The organism is Gemmatimonadota bacterium (assembly GCA_009838845.1).
In the GTDB taxonomy this organism is placed as follows: domain Bacteria; phylum Latescibacterota; class UBA2968; order UBA2968; family UBA2968; genus VXRD01.
In genome coordinates this window covers 22,049-41,505 of the sequence record VXRD01000161.1, presented here as the reverse complement: position 1 = coordinate 41,505, position 19,457 = coordinate 22,049, and the positions used below count along the sequence as shown (strand labels likewise).

Annotated in this window: 15 protein-coding genes and 1 pseudogene; 2 read left to right on the top strand and 14 right to left on the bottom strand. The window is 53.3% G+C overall.

What is annotated here, in order from left to right:
* Positions 1-19 precede the first annotated feature (19 nt).
* The 7 genes and pseudogenes from F4Y39_22600 to F4Y39_22570 all read right to left on the bottom strand — a co-directional run bounded on the left by F4Y39_22600 (position 20) and on the right by F4Y39_22570 (position 7,213).
* On the bottom strand, positions 20-343 hold the full coding sequence (locus tag F4Y39_22600; protein ID MYC16529.1) for an XRE family transcriptional regulator: 324 nt from the start codon (positions 341-343) through the stop codon (positions 20-22).
* Positions 327-431, bottom strand: a pseudogene (locus F4Y39_22595) (type II toxin-antitoxin system RelE/ParE family toxin). The gene F4Y39_22600 and the pseudogene F4Y39_22595 overlap by 17 nt, the downstream one beginning before the upstream one ends.
* A gap of 25 nt (positions 432-456) precedes the next feature.
* Positions 457-2,061: a hypothetical protein gene (locus tag F4Y39_22590; protein MYC16528.1), complete on the bottom strand. Its 1,605-nt coding sequence runs from the start codon at positions 2,059-2,061 to the stop codon at positions 457-459.
* A gap of 139 nt (positions 2,062-2,200) precedes the next feature.
* Positions 2,201-3,250: a D-cysteine desulfhydrase family protein gene (locus F4Y39_22585; protein ID MYC16527.1), complete on the bottom strand. Its 1,050-nt coding sequence runs from the start codon at positions 3,248-3,250 to the stop codon at positions 2,201-2,203.
* 68 nt (positions 3,251-3,318) lie between these two features.
* Complete coding sequence (locus tag F4Y39_22580) at positions 3,319-4,866, bottom strand: hypothetical protein (GenBank protein MYC16526.1); 1,548 nt, start codon at positions 4,864-4,866, stop codon at positions 3,319-3,321.
* A gap of 2 nt (positions 4,867-4,868) precedes the next feature.
* Positions 4,869-6,134 (bottom strand): hypothetical protein, encoded by a 1,266-nt coding sequence (locus F4Y39_22575; GenBank protein MYC16525.1) that lies wholly within the window; start codon positions 6,132-6,134, stop codon positions 4,869-4,871.
* Between the two features lie 23 nt (positions 6,135-6,157).
* Positions 6,158-7,213, bottom strand: a complete 1,056-nt coding sequence (locus F4Y39_22570; protein ID MYC16524.1) for a Gfo/Idh/MocA family oxidoreductase — start codon at positions 7,211-7,213, stop codon at positions 6,158-6,160.
* Between the two features lie 134 nt (positions 7,214-7,347).
* Here F4Y39_22570 and F4Y39_22565 point away from each other — a divergent pair, with 134 nt between their 5' ends.
* Positions 7,348-8,286, top strand: a complete 939-nt coding sequence (locus tag F4Y39_22565; GenBank protein ID MYC16523.1) for a branched-chain amino acid aminotransferase — start codon at positions 7,348-7,350, stop codon at positions 8,284-8,286.
* A gap of 7 nt (positions 8,287-8,293) precedes the next feature.
* Here F4Y39_22565 and F4Y39_22560 read toward each other — a convergent pair whose 3' ends face one another.
* From F4Y39_22560 to F4Y39_22540, 5 genes are all read right to left on the bottom strand, one after another.
* On the bottom strand, positions 8,294-9,340 hold the full coding sequence (locus F4Y39_22560; protein MYC16522.1) for a hypothetical protein: 1,047 nt from the start codon (positions 9,338-9,340) through the stop codon (positions 8,294-8,296).
* Positions 9,333-10,865, bottom strand: coding sequence for a hypothetical protein (locus F4Y39_22555; protein MYC16521.1), 1,533 nt, complete (start codon positions 10,863-10,865; stop codon positions 9,333-9,335). The genes F4Y39_22560 and F4Y39_22555 overlap by 8 nt, the downstream gene beginning before the upstream one ends.
* A gap of 91 nt (positions 10,866-10,956) precedes the next feature.
* Complete coding sequence (locus F4Y39_22550; protein MYC16520.1) at positions 10,957-11,754, bottom strand: adenylyltransferase/cytidyltransferase family protein; 798 nt, start codon at positions 11,752-11,754, stop codon at positions 10,957-10,959.
* 6 nt (positions 11,755-11,760) lie between these two features.
* Complete coding sequence (locus tag F4Y39_22545) at positions 11,761-12,552, bottom strand: hypothetical protein (protein MYC16519.1); 792 nt, start codon at positions 12,550-12,552, stop codon at positions 11,761-11,763.
* A 16-nt stretch (positions 12,553-12,568) separates the two neighbouring features.
* On the bottom strand, positions 12,569-13,579 hold the full coding sequence (locus tag F4Y39_22540) for an NAD-dependent epimerase/dehydratase family protein (GenBank protein ID MYC16518.1): 1,011 nt from the start codon (positions 13,577-13,579) through the stop codon (positions 12,569-12,571).
* Between the two features lie 231 nt (positions 13,580-13,810).
* Here F4Y39_22540 and F4Y39_22535 point away from each other — a divergent pair, with 231 nt between their 5' ends.
* On the top strand, positions 13,811-16,519 hold the full coding sequence (locus F4Y39_22535) for a hypothetical protein (protein ID MYC16517.1): 2,709 nt from the start codon (positions 13,811-13,813) through the stop codon (positions 16,517-16,519).
* On the opposite strand, the gene F4Y39_22530 is transcribed toward F4Y39_22535, so the two are convergent.
* Both F4Y39_22530 and F4Y39_22525 read right to left on the bottom strand, forming a co-directional pair.
* Positions 16,516-17,271 carry a type III pantothenate kinase gene (locus tag F4Y39_22530; GenBank protein ID MYC16516.1) on the bottom strand — a complete coding sequence of 252 codons (756 nt, stop codon included), beginning with the start codon at positions 17,269-17,271 and terminating at the stop codon, positions 16,516-16,518. The genes F4Y39_22535 and F4Y39_22530 overlap by 4 nt on opposite strands.
* A gap of 21 nt (positions 17,272-17,292) precedes the next feature.
* Positions 17,293-19,455, bottom strand: a complete 2,163-nt coding sequence (locus F4Y39_22525) for a malate synthase G (GenBank protein ID MYC16515.1) — start codon at positions 19,453-19,455, stop codon at positions 17,293-17,295.
* Positions 19,456-19,457 lie beyond the last annotated feature (2 nt).

Here is a 19,457-nt window from a genome sequence, read left to right as displayed (position 1 = left end):
ACAGACAAACAGAAAGGGACTAAACAGCAACAACCCGCTGTTGCCCCTGTCTATCTTTTGAAGGAATAATCCGGATCTCAATATCGCGATTTAGTCGGTTGAGAAATGTCATTAATCGCGCAACGCTGTAATGATTAAACTTCCCATTCTTTAACCGGGATATTTCAGGTTGTTTCACACCTAAAATGTCCGCTGCCTCTGTCTGCGTCAGCTTCCGCTCTTCTATAATCTGAAACACTTCAAATCCAAGCGTTGCCTTGATAAATAATTCTTCCGCATCTGGCAAGTCCAGATCCCTGAATACATTGCCCGAGCTTTTCTCAAATTTAATTTTCCTGTTCATAATTCGCCTCCAGTTCCTGTGCCAATCTCAAACGTCTCTTGATAAGTGCGACATCCCTCTTGGAAGTTTTAATCCCACGTCTTGATTTCTAAGGAAATTATAACCAAACTCGTTTAACGCGATTCGTCAAAATGGGAAACAAAAATGAGAAAATCGCGAAAATCAACAGGGCCATCCCCGTTGAAATCCAATTTTGGATCGTACTTATCATCCGTATGCAAGCGCTTAAAACCATTCCCAAAGCGCAGAAAGTCGGAAAATGCAACGCGCCCATCTCCATCCACATCGCACACGAGATCCGTCGCCGTACTCCCGCCAGTTGAAAATGTGTAATTCACGCGCCGCCTATCGCCCGAAAGCGATGTCTCCATCACAATAAATACCACCTCGTCAAAACGATTGGCTCTTGGAATCACCACCGTTGTCCCGCGCGGGTACAATAGCTCAACACCAGACGGAGAAATCAGCATAACCAGCAACTTCCACTGTCCCTGGTTGTCCAGTGCAAACGTCCCCCGAAGCCCACCAGCGATATTCGAAGTTGCCACGCGCAAATATGTCGTCCCCAAATGATCAACCGTTTTAGACTCTTCAAAAGAGCCACCTGTGCCGAGGAATATATTGGCATGCTTTATCGAGGGCAAATCGCGCGCTTCAACATAATACCCGGGGCGCGTACGCATATCAGTCAAATAATTCCACGCGGCAAACCGCGGCATCACCTGGGCAAATCCTCCCAGAGGCATCCCATCATCAATAAGCGACAAACTATAATTGCTCGGATCGCGTCTTTTGAGCAACTCCCAAACACCTTTGATCACATCTGCCCCGTAAACCTGCTCAATGTGATGGGCAAAAATCGATGCGCCAAAAGGACGATAACTAAGGCCTGAGTATTTGTCCAATGAGGCTTCGGGATCGTCGAGAAAACACGAAAAATTGCGCGGGCAATTTATGATGTACTGATAAAAATCATTTACGTCGGGATAGGCCACATCCTCCATCCAGGTCGCCGTAAGTTCCTGCCACCACGCAGCATCATAGTCGGCATAATACCCAAATTGAATCGCGTGAAAAAACTCGTGTGCAGCCGTCACGCGCAAACCATTGAATCCGCGTGAATTTACGGGGTAAATACTATCCGTAAAATTATTGTCAATTTCTATATAACTCGGCGTCGTCAATTCCGTATATGCAATCGGATGTGCATAGCCATAAACCGATCGAAGAGCGAGATTTTTGATATACACATCGTAAACACCATCGCCATCGGATGGAGGAGGATTGTAGCCCAATCGATTGATCTGCAGATCCCAAACTGCCTCAAAAATGCGTGCAGCTTCATCGACATAATCCGGCACACCATTGGCATTTGCGTCTGTTGGAGCAACAGCGTGTGTCCCCACAGTATTGTAGTGAATTTTGAAATGCCCCCCCGAAGACAGAACCGAATAACTCAAAATGGGACGTTGCTGGAGAAACGCAAATGCCTCTTTTGCTGCGGGAGGCAAACGATCCCAATTCGCGGTCAAACCCCTTATCGCCGATGTCCCACAAATAGCTCTATCCAGCCGAAACTCGCTGTCAACGGGCAAAACCTCGGGGAAAAAATGGGCACATGCGCGGCAATAAATATCGTGCAATTCAGTCCCGGGTGTAAAAATGGGCGGAACTTGTGCATGCGCGGATCTACCCGCGAATAAAATAATTGCCAACAAAACAGCAAGTCTCCCCATCTCAATCCCTTATCCAATGATGAAACATAAAAATGTTTTACAAACAGCAACGACTTGCTGTTGTCCCTGTCTATCTTTTGGAGGAATAATGATAAGCCGCGTTATACGGGCACTACCCGCCTCAACTCGTCACAAGATTTTGCCGATAATCTCCATTAGAAATCAACTCTGGCGCATACGCGAACAGCGCTGGATTCCCACCCGTATGTACGTAAACCACCGTGGATCCCTCCGGAATCTCTCCCGTCTGAATGCGGTCAATCACCCCTGACATCGCCTTACTCGTATATACTGGATCGAGTAAAATCCCCTCTGTCCGCGCCAGCAAATGCAATGCATTTAATCCCGCCTCCGTCACAATTCCGTAATTCTCACCCACATACGCATCCGTATTCTCCAACTCCTCTGTCCGCAATCGAACATCCAGCCCCAAAAGCTCTGCCGCCTCGTTGCCCACCTCCGCCAGCCTCGCCCTCCGCTGTGCCTCATCCCCCTTGCTCGGCGAAAACCCCAGCGTCCTGATCGGCAAACCCAGCGCCTTCACCCCCAAAGCCAGCCCCGCATGTGTCCCGTGCCCGGACGCAGTACAAATAAAATCCGCCCGTGCATCCATCGCTTCAAGCTGTGCCACAATCTCCAGCACACAGCACACATAAGCCACCGTACCCAGCACCACCGCACGCTGCCCGATCAGATAGGGCTTCTCTCCCTGCGCCGTCAGTTCCGCCACAACCCGCTCCTTCACTTCATTCTGATTCACGCCATCCACAACCAGCCGCACATCCGCCCCCAGAATATTATCCAGCAACTGATTGCCCTGAATACCCATCTGGCTGCGGTGATCGTGCCGGTTCACCAGCACGCACTTCATCCCCAGCCTGGCAGCCGCTGCCGCTGCCTGCCGCGCGTGGTTCGACTGTGACGCCGCGCCCGTTATCAACGCCGTAGCCCCTTGCGCCACCGCATCTCCCAGAGCCAGATCAAATTTTCGCGTCTTATTCCCTCCAAAAGCCAACCCCGTCAAATCATCTCGCTTCACCATCACCCGCACCTTCCCACCCAGCGCCTCTGAAAATCGCGGACAATCGTCCAACCGCGTCGGCAAATCCGCCAGTTCCGTACGCGGAAACCGATCAATAGCAGCCTGTAAATCCTCCCGTGTAACAGCCATGCGTCTCCTCCAAAACTAAAATGTGGTAACGCAAAACAGCCCGCAGATCCTGACCATTCTCGCACGAACTACCGTTCCACGCCCTTTGACAGCAACCCCGCTTGTAGCGGTCCATACATCCCGTATTCCCACTGAAACTCGGCATCCTTCACCACCCGCCCCACCTGTTCCCGTCGAACTGGCGCCGTCCCCAGAAGTTTCCCATCCTGCCTGATACTGATCTCCACCTCGCCAACCGTGAACAACAGCGTCGTCGGTCCGTCGCGCCACACAACCGGCACAGAAACATGACCCGGCTTTTTCAACCGATGCACCACGCGGTACTCGTTCCACACCTCGTCATCGTGCAAAAACGCAAGCCGCATATCTCGCTCGGGGCAACCCTTAGCACTCACAGAAAGATAGAGCGCGTCCCCCATCGGAGATAGTCCCGTAACGCGCTGCCCCCACTCATTGATCACGATATCACCATCGTATTCTTCATTATACGCCACAACCCGATCTTCCCACGGATGATTCATCTCATCCGTAATTGGCGGACGCCGGAACATCCGCTTCACAAACTGCCAGTGATCCCTGTGTGCATCGTACCGCCACAACTCGGACCACGGCCAAACGCCTACATAGAGATCCCCGCCGTAAAACCCCGTAGTTTGCGCCTCTCGCACCCTATCCGACACACCCGGCATCACAGGCGGCCAATCCTCTATATGGCGAACCTCCGCCCCATCGTAAATAAACAAATTACCCGTTGGATACTGCGCCATCAACAGCTTATCATACCAATTCAGCATCGAATAAAGCTGAAAACTCACCCCCTCCAATGATGCGCGCAACACCTTCCACCTCACCCCATCAAACGCATATATCCCGCCCATATTGGACGAATTTACAATCTCATTCCCAAGCTGCCCAATGGCAAACGGCGTCTCCCGATCGTACTTCAGATCGAGCACCACCGCCTTCTCCAGATCAACCGTCCCATCTCCCGGCACCCAGGGCACTGCGTACAATTTCGTGTACGGCTGTTCCACCTCTTCATTCTTATAGAAAAACGTCAAATACCCCAGCGCGTAATAAAAATGATGATAATATCCGGACACCGGTCTTGCGAGAACCCGCTCCCCATCATACCACGCCTCACCCCCCTTAAACTGAAGCACCTTCCCGCCAACCCGCATCTTGCCCTCCCCGCTCACCGTCTCACCCGCGCCAAAACTCTCATCCACCTGCCAGGCACCTGCTACATCATCCCACGCTCTCGCAGTCCGATCCTGATGGTAGCTACACGCGTACACCCAGCCATCCAGATCGAACAAATAACTCCCCCCATCCTCCGTCGAAGGCGGCAACGTCTCAAAATTTATCTCCGCTTCATCGTCCCGCACAAAAAACTGCAACGTATATCGATCCATGCGAAACGCCGTATTATAAACACCTGTAAACCCCGCGCCCAAAATTGTGCGACCCTCTGCATCTCGCGCCTCAAACAGCGTACCCCAGTTCTGCCCCACATCTTTGCCAAAATCAATCGTCGTCGCAATCTGCATCAATATTCTCTCCTCAGCCTGCCCACACAGGGGCCACAGCAACAATACTATTAAAAACCATCTCATCTTCACCCATCCCAAATCGGTGCATCTTGCGCCTGCAACTGGGTCCAAAGCCTGTCAAATTCCTCGCTCCCATCGTCCTCCCACTCACCCAGACGCACGCCCGGCGCAAACGACTCATCCACCCCCTTTTTCATCAGCCGCTCTGCCTGTTGCAAATTTTTATAAAAATGTTTGATACCCCCCGGCAGCGTCACCACCGAAACATGCCGGGGCCATTCCACAGCAGGTGTATCCAGGTACTTCGCCACGGCATCCTCATCCAGCACCACACCCAGGCCAGGTCCCTCTGGAACCTTCATAAACCCGCGCTGCACCGAATGTGCATCCACAATCAAATCGTCCTCATAAGAATGACTCGCCGTCACCCCCGGCAGCGTCGCTGTCGGCATCACTGCGCCCAACTGAAGCGCAAACGCCGTCGTAATTCCCGTTCCCACATACTGCAACAAAATCGGCGTATTCGCCGCTGCAAAAGTCCAGGCCGACGCCAGTGCATCCCGCACACACTCGTGGCTGCAAAGCGCCCCATCAAAATCGCCCGCTCGAAGACCTATCCACGGTCCCGACGGCTGCCGCGACGCCGCCTCACACAGCACCCGCACCCCGTGCAGATAGAACGGTATTCGAATCGCCTCATGTAGCCTGCGCCACCCTTCAACATCATACGCAAAAATTGGCTCCTCAACCCCCTTCACCACCGGAATCTTCTCCAGCTCCCGCAACACTGGCAACGCTTTCTCCACACAAATCAGCGCCCCGTTAAAATCGAACTCCACCCGAAAATCTACCGGCGCAACATCCTGGATCGCCTGCGCGCATGCCACCACATCGTAAAACGCCCGCGCCTTGCACTTCAACCCCCGGAATCCCCGCTCTGCCGCCACCTGCACCTCCGCCGCTGTATCCTCCACCGACATACACGGCATCCACCACCCCATAGACACCCACTGACGCACCTGCTGCCCCATCAGCTTCCACGCCGGCAATCCCAGGTGCTTGCCCATCAAATCATAGCACGCCATATCCAGATTAAACCGCCCCTGCCCCATCACCTGGTCAAATGGATCCGTCCCGATATAGGCATCCAGCATCTCCTGACCGAACGGCGAACCCACATTCTCCCCCAACCCTATCAACCCCGTATCCGTATGAAACTTATACACCGTCACCTCTTCCCGCATCGCAAAATGATAATACGCCTTCCGGATACGCGCCTCATACGGGACCCGAAGCGGAATCACCTCGATCTCTGTAATCTTCATCGCCATCCTCCTTAATCAATGACGCGCACTCACCAACCCTCCCGTCCCACGTACAGTTCTCGGTTCTCCATCGGCAAACTTACCCGCACGCCGCCCAACCTATGCGACTCAATAAACCCCATCACCATCTCCTGGCTCCGTCGCGCCAGATGAACCGGACCCTTTGTCTCCCGCCCTGTATCCAGCGCCTCCGCGATATCCCGAATCCCATTCACCGTACCACTCTCGCACGGAACCTCTGGAAATGCCTGCTCCTCCAGCACATACCGCACGTCGCTTGCCTTTCGAAACTGATAGGCAAGCGCATTATTAAACGTTCTCAACTTTCCCTCCGAGCCACAAATCTCAAACTCTGAGCCACTGCCCGCCGTTGTATATCCGTGAACCCCATTGGCAAACCGAACGTACCCGCTGGCTATGCCCGGATCCACATTCAGGCGGTTGCCCTCCCAATCCTCATCCTCACACACAATGGTTCCCTGCACGTACTCAACCTCGGCATCTCCGGCTAATAACAACATCATATCCGCCCCATGGGTTAACCCCCACAACGCCGCTGTCACCCCATCTTGCACAATGACAGCCTGCACCGTACCCAATTCCCCGGCATCCGCCAGTTCCCGCATCTTTCGATAAACCGGAATATATCGCCGCTGCGTACCGTAATTGAACTTCACGCCGTACTTCTCAACCGCTGCTACCATCGCGTCTGCCTCTGCCATCGAACAGCACAACGGCTTCTCGCAATAAATCCCCTTCACCCCATGTTCGGCTGCAAAAACCGTTATCTCTGAATGGGTCGCTGGACGAGTCGCGATACACACGATATCCGGCTTCTCTTCCTCAATCATCTCCCGATAATCCGTATAACAAACCGCAACCTCGTACCGCTGGCGAATCGCCTCTGCCTTGTCTGCTATCACATCCGAAACCGCTACGAGCTCCGTCCGCTCACACGCCACAGCCGCTGCTGCATGTGAATACGGGAGCCACAGATGACGGTCGGGACGATCCTGCACCTCATCATCAATCGTCGCCCCCATCCTGCCGCATCCGATTAACACCGCTCTATATCGCTCCGCCATTGTCTCAATCCTCTCTTTCGGTTTATAGTTCGACCTCCGTGACCTCCATCGCCATCCTCACTTGAATTTCAAAAAAATTGTCGTATATATAACAACCCATTTCCCAATCTTCGACTCTCACGAAAGGCCTCCCCATGCCCCAGCGCCTCGTCTATTTCAACGGAACCTTCGTTCCCGAACGCGAAGCCCGTATCTCCATCTTCGACTCCGCCCTGATGTTTGGAGACATGGTATTTGAAATGACCCGCTCCTTCAAGCAAAAACCCTACTGCCTCCGCAACCACCTGAAACGCCTGTACGCCTCCATGAAATACGCAGAAATCGACTGCGGCCTCAGCATTGACCAGATGGAAGACGTCACGCACAAAACTATAAAAAAAAATCTGCCCGCCCTGGAAAATCTGGACTTTCAGATCATGCACAACGTCACCCGGGGTGCCCTGGGTTTTTACGACACCCTCGTCACAGAAGGTGCCAGTCCCATCGTCACCATCAACGTCATCCCGCTCGTGCGCCACATTGGAGGCAGTGCCCACTATTACGAACAGGGCACTCACTTTGTCATCACGCCCCAGCAATCCGTACCCGCCCGGTACATCGACCCCAAAGCCAAAAATCGCAGCCGCATCTACTACCAGATTGCCAATCTCCAGGCTCAACGCATGGAAAAAGGTGCCAACGCCCTCCTCACCGACGAACGCGGCTTTATAACCGAAGGCACTGGCACCAATTTCTTCATCGCCCGCAATGGCGAAATCCACACACCCAAACCACACGATATCCTGCGCGGCGTCTCCCGGCAGGCCTGCATGGACCTCGCCGCAAGACTGAACATCCCCGTCTATGAGACCGATATCGAACCCTACGATGTGCGAGAAGCCGACGAAGCCTGGTACACTTCAACCACCATCTGTATGGTACCCATCACTCGCTTTAACTTCCAACCTGTCGGCACCGGCAAACCCGGCCCCATCTATCAACAGCTTCTCGCAGCCTGGTCCGCAGAAGTCGGCGTAGATATCCCCGCCCAGGCCCGGGACTACGCCGAACGCGCCAAAACCTGGACCCCCTGAAAAAACACTACACCGCATAAGCCGTCCACGTTCCCGTGCAACCCAATCCCCGCCGAACGTGAAGCAATCCCTTTGCGGGTTCGGCGATATAACCCGAAATAGAAAACATATCTACAGCACCGTGACGGCATATCGCCGCGGGATCGCCATCGTGATCCGAGAGAATAGCCTTCATCGTATCCACCGTGATATCGCCCCAGTGTTCTTTAACCAAATCGCGCATCCTATCGCGTCGGGGGCAGGAATCGGCGAGACTATTGGTCTCACAGGATGCAAATTCGGGGGTGAGATAGTGATTGGCGTGAACAATCGCATCGGGATGTGTATCGGTAAATTGCATCACGCCTTCGGGACGGATTTCGAGATCGGCAATCTGCCCATCGCCAAAACAAAAAACCATATTTCCAGCCGAACAGGTAGTATGCTGTCTGAGAATCCGAAGACAGGTATCCAGACCCTTCTGCTCGAGCATAATGCGTTTGAGCGGATAGTGAGGCAAGCCCATCTGCCAGGGACAATCGTAGAGCGCATTGGCAAAATGAGCCAGACCGTACTGATTCATACCCGAATAACCCAATTGTCCAGCAAAAGTGAAAAGCAATGCCCTGGGCCGACCATCAGAAGGACAGACATGCAAAAGAATGGCGACATCGGCGTATTCGACCGCGAGATCCTGATTTTGACCGGCCAGGGGATACCCATCGGCAGTCGCAGAGCCAGTAAGCGCGAACGCCGTACACCCCTCGGGCGGAACACTGGCGGCCTCGCCCCGCGCCTGACACAAGAGAGCTTCATCAAAAGAAATATCCGCACCATCGGCAAGCCCGCGAATCTCTTCCATAAGCAGCGGACTCAGCTTTTCAATTAAGGGATAAAAAGCACGCGCATTCTGGCAGAGTTCATCGCGAGATTTGCCTGTAAGTTTATCAATCCACACGAGATATTTGTGAACGAGATCCGCGGCCTGTTTGCCGTGTTGATAACCCATATCGTACGCCGTACCAGAAACTTCGATAAAGGGAAACGCATGACCGGTTATCGCAGTATTATCCATGGGACAACCCTTCGCGGTTCATCCACAGGCGCATAACCGTCGGCGCCTCGCGGAGAAGATGGAGGTAAATATTCCCCGTTTTGCGTTGCTTGGCGAGATGTTTTTTGCCAAAGGGTTTGAGATTGAATTTGCCGGCGTTTTGAACGACGGATTTTTTCTTATTATCGACCTCAATGGTAAGCACGTGCTCCTGCACCTGATTTTCTTCGGCAGCGTCGAGATCGAGCGCGCGCAAAGACCAGAGAGATCTCTCACCCGCGGCACAGCGTTTGGCATAAGACCCCGCGCAGTGATGCATAATGCGCCCCTCGGCGTAGAGTTGTTGCGAAGTAATGAGTTCGTGAACCGTCCACTGAATATTGCGTTTTAGCCTGGGGTCCAGTGTCACATGTTCAAACTCCCTAAAGCCAGAGGACGCCCAAATTTCCAACTCGACATCTTCCAAACCCGTAAGTTCTTGATGCCACACATCGACCTGGCGGAGAAGCTTGTTAATACTGCGACCCTTCATACAAAAATTGGGATGTAGCGGCGGACCTTCGATCTCCGTACCGTCGGGTTGCGGCATGCGCTGAGGCGTGAATTTTTGATTGCGGATATAGTCGATAATGGGATTGATATAACTGCGTTCGAGAAAAGCCTGATTGGCGAGGAAATGGACAACAGTCTCCCAAAAATCTTCGTTCTCGAATCCTTCCCCCAGAGGTCCATGGGCAATTTCCCAGGCACTTTTCGGGTTGCCGCCATAAGCTACGTACTGAACCTTGCGAAGGCACTGAACAACGGTGTGATAACTGCGTTTTTCTTGCAAAAGCAAATGCGCCATGCGCTTTGTAATCCGCATAGGCACACCGGCTGTGCGGATATTTTGCCCCATGCCAACGTGAATGAACCACGCTTGTTCCTGTCGCGCCTTTGGTGTATTGCCCTGTAAAAATGCCGTATCAAAAAATGCGGGCACATCGTATTGTGCCAGAAGATGACGCGCAAGGCTATAGAATTGGTGCGCTGGTTTATAGCTATTAGGTCGCCAATCCTCAACGGGCCGAATCCAATCTGTGTGATTGCGAGCGAGTTGTTCAAGAGCGGCAATATAGGTATTGACAACCGTATGACCAAAACGCTTGCAGGCGCGTGCGGGCCGCATCAAATCGCCGTATTTTTCAACGTGCAGAACGAGGCACCCCAGTGCTTGTTGCGCGTTGGGATCACCGTCGAGATTATTGTAAATCGCGCGAATGCGAAAGAGCAAATCAGAGACAGTCTCATCCTGAAGCTCGCCTTTAAAGATACGAGCGATAAATTTGGCGCGGTGGGCATTGTGTCTCGGGCTAACATCGGGATCGCGCTGCTCAACCTCGCGTTGGAGAAGATCAATCTCTGCCTGACGCTGAGCAGCAGATTTATCCAGACCAGTATCCAGCCCATTGCGGTAACACCAGAGCTTATAAGCGAGCACCCTGTCGAAGCCAAGCGTCTTAAGATGCAATTCGGTATCGGGTTTATCGAGAAGAATATTTGACATCGCACAATCCTGTTATTTAGAGCTATAGAGGTCTTAATTTACTCTACATAAAAAGACAAAACGCTCCGCAATGAGGTTTCATCGTAAAAAATCAAAACCCCCTTAAAACCGTACTCTCTCTACGCGGCAATCCATCCTTCGGCGCGCGTTTTAACACGACGTATTCCAGGCCGTGTTCCTCGCAAAAAACTCTCTTCTCCAGCTTATCGCCATCTTCATTCACCGCATAAATATCCGGTTTAATAACCTCAATCTCAGGCGCGGCATCCATCCATCCATCGCCAGAGGAAATGATCCCCTGTTTGACAAAACGGACGGATTGCACCACATACCGGCGTTCGTCTTCACCGAACATCGGATGATGTTCGCCCTTGAGCAGACGGACATTGGCATCGTGCCCCACAACAACGTACAAATCGCCCAACTCCGACACCTCTTCAAAAAATCGGACATGCCCGGAGTGAAACCAGTCAAAACACCCCGTAACAATCACTTTTTTATTTTTCGCATCCCCATCCGCTGTCTCCCCTATCGGAAACCCCCTCACATCGTCTGACGTCAAAACGCGATATGCGATATTATGCACATCGCAAAAATGTCGTCTCTGCGGCGTATCGTCTCGTTCATCCACCACCCACATATCGGCCTGGACCGCATCGGGAAGACCGTCTTTATCCACCAACTCCGTAATAAGCGTGGCGCAATCCACATAGCGAATCGCATCCATCATATACATGCGTTCTTCTTCCGGAAATTTGGGTCGCCCCTCAATGGCATCATCCCCCCATACCAGCGCGTGAAGATAGCCATATCGGGAAGCCTCCTGCAAAAAACGGATATCTCGCGCCCTCATATCGTCAAAACTGCCTGAAACAATGACCGTCTTCATAATCACTTACCCTTTGTCATATCGGACATCCACGCGAAGAGCGCCCGGCACGGGCTCTTCAGACACAACGTAAATATACCCACCGCCACACCCCGAAAACATCGCCCCGACATATCTCGACTGATAATATTCCAAAATACCCATCAAATCAATCCGAATAGTCGGATGACGTACCGTATGAGGCAAAAGAGTCTCCCAACACACCATACACTCATTCAACGACGCGCCCAATCCACGCGCATCCCTGGCAATAATCGCATCATAACAATCCTTGCCCGACTGACTCAATCTCTCAATCCATATCGGATCTAAATTCTTCTCACCCAACGGCTCATAGCCATCGGGACGCGGCGCAACCGGAACCATATAGACCACATCCTCGAGCCAACGCGCGACAGCAGAATCGTTATTCGACTCGATATGAACCGGAAAATACCCCCCCTCGTACTCGCAATCGTAGTCGAGCCTGCTCACGCCCGGATAAAGCAACCCGACCATATCCTGTGACCCCGACGGCTCGGCCTTGCCCTCATTTTCCACCGTGTACAATTCCTTCACCAGATCAGACGGCGCGTGATCGGGAAACGTAGAACCCCAGAGCTTCATCGCAACATCTCGCGTACTCGTCGCCATACCGCAGCGATTCATAAAACGACTGGTCGGCTCGAGCGAAACCACAACCATAGACCCGGGAGGCGATGGATTGTACTGAGACAAAAAAGGCTGATCAATCCACCCACCGGCAAAAGCCATGCGAAAGGGAATACTGCCAATAACGCTCGTAATATCTTTGCCCATATAATAAATACCCTGCTTAACTCACCGTCCACTTACCCGCCTTGCGGTCCGCATATTGCTGTGCAATCCAGGCATAAGTCTTAGCCATACCGTCGCGCAAAGAGGTATCTGGCTCCCAGTCGAGAATCTCTTTAATCATCGCATTGTCACTATTGCGCCCAGCAACGCCCTGAGGTGCCGTGAGATCATACGTACGCTTGAGTTTAATACTACCGATCTCCTCAATAACACTGACCAGTTCATTGATAGAAACCAGTTCACTCGAACCGAGATTAATAGGCGTTGCAACCAGGTCCTCACTGTGCATAATCATATCGACGCCTTTAATACAATCGTCAACGTACATAAAACTGCGCGTCTGATTGCCATCGCCCCAAATATCAATCTCGAGTTTGCCGTTATCTTTGGCTTCAATCGCCTTGCGGCAAAGCGCGGCGGGTGCCTTCTCTCGCCCGCCATCCCACGTCCCATAAGGACCATACACATTGTGAAACCGCGCAATCGCCGTCTTCATGCCGCGCTCTGACCAGTACTCCTCGCAAAACATCTCCGAAACCAACTTCTCCCAACCGTATCCGCGCTCTGCCATAGCCGGATACGCATCTGATTCTTTCAGAGCGCGCACATTGGGATCCTCCTGTAATTCGGTATTATACGCACAGGCAGAAGAAGAAAAGAAATACCGATCAACACCCGCCCAATAAGCCGCTTCAATCAGATGGGTATTGATCAGAATACTCCGCAAACAGTCGATCCTGAACCGCTCGATAAACCCCATCCCACCCATATCTGCCGCGAGATTGTACACTTCAGCAGCACCCTCAACGGCGCGTTTGCAATTATCTTCATCGCTCAAATCCAAACACAGATTCTCCACCCCCGGCACGCGCTGGTACCATTCGGGCAAAGGCTTCTTATCAACGGCGCGAAGCCGCACAAACCCCTGATCGTGAAAATATCGCGTCAGCGCACCAGCAATAAAGCCGCCCGCCCCACAGATGACGATCAAATCGTCTTTGTTGAGCATTGTTGCTGCTATTTGCTGCTTTCCCATCGTATTCCTCCAAAGTAAATAGCCCGTATTCTGGTATTATGCATCTGGTCAGTGGAGATATTACAAAAGAGAGACACAAGACGCAAGAAATGAGATACAAACAGCTATATTGTGCGTCCATTCTTTGGTTAGACACAAAGTCTATTTCTCAATATATTGCAAAAAGTAAAAACCATAAGATCAACGCGTTCCACAGGAGCACCCATGCCGCTACTCAACGTCGAAAACGCCCGTAAAAACCTCAGACGCTACCCCTGGGCGCAGGCCATCCTCGAAAGCTGGAAACAACAGGTCGCCTACCTCATGGACCAGAACCGCGACTTTATCGACGCCATGATGCCCGAACTCACCCCCTGGCCCGAATACGGTCAGAACTGTCCCGCCTGCGTCAACCGCCTCTCCTCCATGGGTGAAACCGGCCTGTACGAATGGGATCCCACTGATCCGGATAAACTCATCTGCAAATACTGCAAAACCGAGTACCCCAACGCCAACTATCCCGAAACCGGCAGCATCACCGCGCCCAGAATGAACCAGACCTTCACCTTCTACCTCACCGACGAAGAACGCGCCCACCCCGAAGACAAATCCGGCAAACACGCCTTCAAATGGGTCCGGTGGCCCGTACACACGAGTTGGTCCGGCATCATCCGCACAAAAAAAAGCCGCTGGTGCTTCGAACAAATGCTACCGCTTGCCAAATTATACGCCCTCACCGATGACGTATTATACGCCCAGTGGTGCGCCTATATCATGGACTGCATGGCGCGGCGATATCCCAACTGGCTCTTCCACTCCTACGACGGCACCATAGCGGATTCTCCACCAGCCGAAGTCGCCATCTCCCTCGGCAAATATCCCCGCGCCGGGCGTTTTCCCGTCGAAACCATCATCACCGCCTTTGAAGGCCGCCATCGAGAAGGAGACCATGCGGTCCTCAACAACGGCTTCTGGGGCGCCGGACGCTTTGGTTGCAGTGGCTCCGATGGCGGAAGCATTCTCCAGATCACCCTCGCCTACGACCTTATCCGAACAGCCCAATATCAGGATGGCTCCCCCGTCCTCACACCCGAAATGAATCAACGCATCGTCAACGACCTCATCCTGGCTGGCTGTGCAGACACCGAAAACTGGAGCGAAATCAACAACAAATGCGGTCCTGGCCGCGCACTAAGCGCCGCCGTCGGCATACTCTTTAACAAACCGCAAAGCGTGCGCCGCGCCATCGAAGGCCTTGAAACCCTCCTCGAAGATGCCTTCCACTTCGACGGCTTTTGCACCGAATCTCCCTCCTATTCCGCCATGCACCTCAACCTATTGCGCGACATCCCAGAACTGCTCGTCGGATACTCCGATCCCGACGGCTACGAACCCGAAATCGGTCCAGCCCTCAAAAACCTGGACCCCTTTCAGCACTTCGACCGCTACCGCCTGGCTCTGGAAAGCATGGCCCGCATGCTCGATCCGAACCTGCAAGACCCCGTCATCGGAGACTCTCGAGAAGGCCGAGGCATTGACCCCATCTACGCCGAAATCCTATCCGCCCATTACGGCAATCGCTACGCTGGCCTGCTGGAAAAATCGCAGAACGCTCCACTCTCGCAAAAAGGCGACGAATACGCCCTCTGGCACCGGGATCCCGATATAGTATCCGAACAAAACACCGACCTGCCCCACCACACCGAATGGTTCCCCGGCTGGCACGTCGCCGTCCTGCGCGGCGGAAACCCAAAAGGTCACACAGCCTTCTACCTCAACGGTTATGGCTTTGGCGGCCATCGCCACTACGACAGCCTCGGCATCATCTACATCGCCCAGGGGCGAGAAATGGCCGCAGACAGGGGTTATATATGGGACGACCCCAGAAATGCCTGGACCAAAAGCACCCTCTCCCACAACATCGTCACCGTTGATGCCCAAAACCAAAGCGGCAACCCAAAACCCGCCACCCTGGAACTCTTTGGCACGGGTACAGGCGTCGAAATCATCCAAGCATCCGCCACCCCGTACGAGCAATGCGACCGCTACCAGCGCACCTGTGCGCTCATCCAGATCCCCGGCGAACAGACCTACGCCATCGACTTCTTCCGAATAAACGGCGGCAAGCTCCACCAGTATGGCTTCCACTGCAACGGGAATCTCACGGACATTCGCGGTGCCGATCCCCAACCCATAAACGAACAAATCGAATGGCTCGACAACATCCGCGCCGACCATCCCCAAGCCCCCTTCACCGCCACATGGCAAAACCAGGACCTGCGAATGGACCTCACCCTGCTCAACCCCATCCATCGCCTCCTGCTCGCAGACGCGCCCGGCTGGCGCTCGGACCTGGGCGACCAGCTCAACGCCCCACCCGTTCAGCAAATCCTGGCCGAACGCAAAAACGACGCGAACACAAATAGTCAGTACGCCGCCGTCATCACACCCTACACCGACAAATCACCCATCCAATCCGCACACCTGATCCTGAACGACCCCGACACCAGCGCCATGGCAATAGCCGTAAAACGCGACGGCTGTACCGACTACATCCTCTCAGCCCCAGAAGGTACAACCCATGACCTCGGACCCGTCTCCATCACAGGCCAATTCGCATATGCATCCATCGACAACCAGGGCAATCTCAAACGGGCTTATCTGCTCTGCGGCACCGAACTCCGCTGCGGCAGTCACACCCTCACACTCTCGCAGGCACAAACCCCGCTCAATGTCACCTCAGTTGACAACCGCACCTATCACATATCGCAAACCGTGCCCGACCCCAACGCTCTCCCCGGAACCTATCTATTAGCCGCAGACACCGGCTACGAAATCGAATCCGCCTCGGAAAAAACCATCACCGTGCGGGATTACCCCGCCATCGCGTGCGACCGCATTGTTCTCCTCAACGCCGCTACTTTTGCCCCTTAATGGTCAAAAATCCTGCGATCTAACGAAATTAGCGCACGCATAACCAGATCTGGCTCCACCCGATGGGGGAATTTTATAAACGGCGCAATCAACTCGGCATCCCCCCCGGTCAAAACAAGCGTCGCCCGCCCATCGGGAACCAATTCACCAAACAGTCGCTCAACAGCGCCAGCAGCCCCGTAAACAATACCTGCCCGGATACAAGAAGCCGTATCCGTCCCAACAGCCGAATCAGGTGGTTGAAGCGCCACATGGGGAAGCAAACTCGTCTCATCGTGCAGCGCGCGCAACCCCATACCCAAACCGGGCGCAATCGTCCCCCCGCGAAAAACACCATCTGCTGTCACCAGATCCACAGTCAGCGCAGAGCCAAAAGCGGCGACAACCACACGCCCCGCGCAAACGCGAAACGCCTCACTCGCTTGCAATAGCCGATCAATGCCAACATGGTCGGGACGAGACACAGCGACATCAATCCCCAGATCCATTTCTGTATCGACTACCTGTGGCATTAACCCCCATACAGTCTGGACCGCCTTGTGAATCACCTCATCTGCGCCGCGCACCACAGAAGCAATCAAGCAGTGATCGGGTGTCTCTTTCGGGGCAAAACGCGATTTGAGCACATTCACGACCTGTGTCGAATCTTGAACTCCGCTAAGAGATGCACGCGCAATCAGGCGATCGCCATCGTATAACGCCGCCTTCAAACGCGAATTGCCCACATCAAAAACCAGCAACTTTCGCCCCATTATTCACTTCCTATTTAGCGATTAGCCTTTCACCTCTCGCCGCCGCGCGTGTAAAACCAGCTCAGTATATCCATTGGGCACTTCGCGACCCTTGAAAACCAGATCGAGCGCCGCTTGAAACGCAGTACTCTCATCAAAATTTGGAGCCATATTGCGATATTTCGGATCGCCCGCATTCTGCCGATCCACAACCGCGGCCATCTTCTCAAACGTCTCGCGGACTTGCTCTGCACTCACAATCCCGTGATGCAGCCAATTGGCGATATGCTGGCTCGAAATACGCAAAGTCGCGCGATCTTCCATCAGACCCACATCGTGAATATCGGGCACCTTGGAACAGCCAACACCCTGATCAACCCAGCGCACCACATAGCCCAAAATACCCTGCGCGTTATTGTCCAATTCGTTCGCAATCTCCTCAGCCGTCAGATCTCTATCCAGCAAAGGCGGCGTCAAAATCGCATCCAGACTCGCGCGTTCTCGCCTCGCGAGTTCTGCTTGCCGCGCCGAAACATTCACCTGATGGTAGTGCATCGCATGCAATGTCGCAGCAGTTGGCGAAGGAACCCACGCAGTAGTCGCCCCGGCTTCCGGGTGATTCATCTTCGTCTCCACCATCTCCCGCATCGCATCGGGCATCGCCCACATCCCCTTGCCAATTTGCCCCTTGCCGATCAACCCCGTCTCAATACCCACATCCACATTCCAATCCTCATAAGCCGTCAACCACGGTTGCGCCTTAATTTCATTCTTGGGAAGCATAGCACCGGCTTCCATACTCGTGTGCATCTCATCACCCGTGCGATCCAAAAATCCCGTATTGATGAAAATGACGCGTTCACGGGCTTCCCACATAGCGCGTTTCAAATTGACAGTCGTGCGCCGTTCCTCATCCATAATCCCGATCTTCAGCGTATTTCGCGCAAGTCCAAGCACATCTTCCACGCGCCCGAATAATTCTACTGTCGCCGCCACCTCTTCAGGCCCGTGCATCTTGGGCTTTACGATATACACACTGCCCGAGCGGCTATTTTGAAACACGCCATTGCCCTTCAAATCGTGAATAGCCGCCAGCGACGTCACCATCGCATCCAAAAACCCCTCGGGAATCTCCTCTCCATCTCCAGTCGTCACTGCATCGGTGTACATGTGAATACCCACATTTCGCACCAGCAGCGTGCTTCGCCCCGGCAATGTCAACGCACCGCCATCTGGACGGATATAATTCCTATCGGGATTCAATTTGCGATTCAGGGATTGTCCATTCTTTTCAAAAGTCGTCTCCAGCGTCCCCTTCATCAAACCGCACCAGTTGCGATACACGAGCACCTTGTCCGCGGCATCCACAGCCGATACGGAATCCTCACAATCCTGAATCGTGGTAATTGCTGATTCCAGCACCACATCTTTCACCCCTGCCGGATGCTCTTTCCCAATGGGATGGTCCGAATCGATCTGAATCTCAACATGCAATCCATTGTGCGCCAACAGCACACTGGACAGTGCCCCATCTCGCTCCGCATAGCCCACAAACTGATGCGAATCTGATAACCCTGTATCCCGACCATCAACCTCTGCCACAAGCACCTTCTGTCCACTCTCTTCACCCAGAGCAAACGCCGTGACTGATGCGTAAGACCCAGTGGACAGCGGCACAGTCGCATCCAAAAATTCATTCGCACTGGCAATCACCTTCTCGCCGCGCACAGGATTATAAGCCGTACTCTTATCTGCGCCATCATCCTCTGGAATCACATCTGTCCCATACAGCGCATCGTACAAACTACCCCAGCGCGCATTGGCCGCATTCAAACAATAACGCGCATTATCCACCGGCACGACCAATTGCGGTCCAGCCACTGTCGCAACCTCTGGATCAACCCCATTTGTCAACACCTGAAAATGATCTCCTTCGGGCAATAAATACCCGATCTCCTGCAAAAATGCCCTGTACGCTTCCCCATCAATAGATTCGCGCCCCTCGTGCCAGGCATCGATCTTCGCCTGTAAGACATCGCGCCTTTCCAATAAACGCCGATTCTCCGGTCCCAAATCTCTTACAATCTCTTCCAACCCCTGCCAAAAAGCCTCTGCATCCACGCCCGTATCGGGCGCAATTTCATCTTTAACCAATGCGTAAAGCGCGGCATCTACATTCAATTCTCCAACGGCTACCATACTCATAT

Coding starts and splice junctions, on each gene's coding strand:
- F4Y39_22560 (MYC16522.1), bottom strand. CDS start 9,340: ATGGATAATACTGCGATAACCGGTCATGCGTTTCCCTTTATCGAAGTT.
- F4Y39_22570 (MYC16524.1), bottom strand. CDS start 7,213: ATGGCGGAGCGATATAGAGCGGTGTTAATCGGATGCGGCAGGATGGGG.
- F4Y39_22525 (MYC16515.1), bottom strand. CDS start 19,455: ATGAGTATGGTAGCCGTTGGAGAATTGAATGTAGATGCCGCGCTTTAC.
- F4Y39_22540 (MYC16518.1), bottom strand. CDS start 13,579: ATGCTCAACAAAGACGATTTGATCGTCATCTGTGGGGCGGGCGGCTTT.
- F4Y39_22580 (MYC16526.1), bottom strand. CDS start 4,866: ATGAGATGGTTTTTAATAGTATTGTTGCTGTGGCCCCTGTGTGGGCAG.
- F4Y39_22545 (MYC16519.1), bottom strand. CDS start 12,552: ATGGGCAAAGATATTACGAGCGTTATTGGCAGTATTCCCTTTCGCATG.
- F4Y39_22585 (MYC16527.1), bottom strand. CDS start 3,250: ATGGCTGTTACACGGGAGGATTTACAGGCTGCTATTGATCGGTTTCCG.
- F4Y39_22550 (MYC16520.1), bottom strand. CDS start 11,754: ATGAAGACGGTCATTGTTTCAGGCAGTTTTGACGATATGAGGGCGCGA.
- F4Y39_22530 (MYC16516.1), bottom strand. CDS start 17,271: ATGGGGCGAAAGTTGCTGGTTTTTGATGTGGGCAATTCGCGTTTGAAG.
- F4Y39_22575 (MYC16525.1), bottom strand. CDS start 6,134: ATGGCGATGAAGATTACAGAGATCGAGGTGATTCCGCTTCGGGTCCCG.
- F4Y39_22555 (MYC16521.1), bottom strand. CDS start 10,865: ATGTCAAATATTCTTCTCGATAAACCCGATACCGAATTGCATCTTAAG.
- F4Y39_22565 (MYC16523.1), top strand. CDS start 7,348: ATGCCCCAGCGCCTCGTCTATTTCAACGGAACCTTCGTTCCCGAACGC.
- F4Y39_22535 (MYC16517.1), top strand. CDS start 13,811: ATGCCGCTACTCAACGTCGAAAACGCCCGTAAAAACCTCAGACGCTAC.
- F4Y39_22600 (MYC16529.1), bottom strand. CDS start 343: ATGAACAGGAAAATTAAATTTGAGAAAAGCTCGGGCAATGTATTCAGG.